Origin of the sequence: Zobellia barbeyronii, assembly GCF_018603515.1 — a bacterium.
Classification (GTDB): Bacteria; Bacteroidota; Bacteroidia; order Flavobacteriales; family Flavobacteriaceae; genus Zobellia; species Zobellia barbeyronii.
The window spans coordinates 1-1,289 of sequence record NZ_JACATN010000024.1; the positions used below are offsets into that span (position 1 = coordinate 1).

1 protein-coding gene is annotated in these 1,289 nt (G+C 34.3%); it reads left to right on the plus strand.

The features are described 5' to 3' along the window. Positions 1-143 precede the first annotated feature (143 nt). Positions 144-878, plus strand: coding sequence for a hypothetical protein (locus tag HW347_RS20570; protein ID WP_214613599.1), 735 nt, complete (start codon positions 144-146; stop codon positions 876-878). The last annotated feature ends 411 nt before the right edge of the window (positions 879-1,289 follow it).

Here is a 1,289-nt window from a genome sequence, read left to right on the forward strand (position 1 = left end):
GAGCGTAAACCTAAGCGACGATATCTCTTTTTAGTATCTAGCCCAACCACGAAATCACTCTTCCTTTAAACTAATTCATTGTTCTAAATATCTTATCTTCAACTTAAGAAACAAACATACGAGCCCAACCGTTAGCAAAAATTATGAAAAACAAAATTTTATTTCTCTTATCCGTTGTTATTCTATGGAGTTGTTCCCCTAAAATCAGAAATGCAATTTCCAATTCCCAATTTCAGCCTCTTGATTTAAAATCAGAAGTTATAGTTTTAGATAGTACTACAAACTTATTAGGTTCAACATTAATAGGAACATTTAAAATTGGAGATAGTGGATTTACTACAGATTGTGGGTATAGTAAAGTTGTAAATGATGCAAAAATTCAAGCAAGAAAATTTGGAGGAAATATTATCCAACTTACAGAGCTAAAAAGACCAAAAAAATGGGGAAGTACTTGCTATCAAATAAAGGGAAACATTCTTAGGAATCTTGATGAAAAAACCTTTACTAAACTAAAGTCTATTTCTGAATTAAATAACAAATCACGACTACCAATCGATGCAGACTACGCGAAAGTTTATTTCTACAGGCCAAGAATGGCAAATGGCAGCTTTATTGGTTACAAAGTTAGAATGGATACGGACTCTGTCGTTTGTCGGACTAGAAATGGAGAAAAATGTGAACTAAAGATTTATGATTTTGGAAATCATACTTTTTGGGCTAAAACAGAATCGGCAGATTCCGTTACAATTGATATTCAAAAAGGAAAAGAGTATTTTATAAGATGTGCAATGAATCCAGGTGTTATAATTAGTAAACCTTATTTGAATCATATTGAAAGTCATATCGCAATTAAAGAATTTGAAGAAATGGACAAATAACTTTTGCTAACAATGCCTATAGCAAATAGGGCATAAAGTGCTATATTTAATGGCTTGGGCTTGTTTACTAAGTCCGCCAAATCTTTTGGATTTGGCAATTAAAAAAGAAAAAATAATTACAAAACAAAAAGCTATGGCTAGCAGACCAGACGGAAACGAAAAGTTTCCTTGCCTGCCCTACTTACCATAGCCGAGACGTTGAGGGAAATGACCTAAAGGCCGTGTTACTCCGCTGCAAAAAAACACGTACTGCATAAATAGCTGTTTTTTCACGACTCCCGTAACACTCATTTCCCTCAACGGTCCGGGCATGCCGCGACTTTTATAAAGGCTATTTTGTTTTTGCCAACTTTACTACCTACTTTAGATAACTACACACAACTGGGCATATATTCCAGAAGTCACAGCAAT

Coding starts and splice junctions, on each gene's coding strand:
- HW347_RS20570 (WP_214613599.1), top strand. CDS start 144: ATGAAAAACAAAATTTTATTTCTCTTATCCGTTGTTATTCTATGGAGT.